The following is a 341-nucleotide window of genomic DNA, read 5'->3' as shown; positions in this document are numbered from 1 at the left end:
CCCGCTTTGCGCGAGTACAAGGTCACCGCAAACAGCGCGACACTCTCATGGAAGCCTGTCAGCGGGGCTATCGGATACAGAGTTTACAGAAAAGTCGGAAGCAACTGGGTGAAAGTAAAGACCCTCTCGGGAACAAGATACACCGAAAAGGGGCTTGCGCCTTACAGCACTTATCAGTACAAGGTCAAGGCTTACAAAAAGAAGTCGGGCAAGACTTTTTGGGGCAAAGCTAGCCGCGTGCAGAGCGTGACGACCCTGCCCAAAGCGCCGAAATTCAAGGCTTTTTCCGCGACGAAAGATTCTATTAGGGTGAACTGGCAGGGCGTAAAGTGCGACGGCTA

At 52.8% G+C, this 341-nt stretch carries 1 protein-coding gene; it reads left to right on the top strand.

Annotation, left to right across the window (positions count from 1 at the left end; translation table 11 throughout):
* The coding region (locus LI114_RS13835; RefSeq protein ID WP_227221149.1) for a fibronectin type III domain-containing protein at window positions 1–341 on the top strand (341 nt) is incomplete at both ends.

It is taken from the genome of Ruminococcus sp. 210702-SL.1.03, assembly GCF_020559915.1.
GTDB lineage: Bacteria > Bacillota > Clostridia > Oscillospirales > Ruminococcaceae > YE71.
This window is presented reverse-complemented; position numbering and strand designations above follow the sequence as displayed.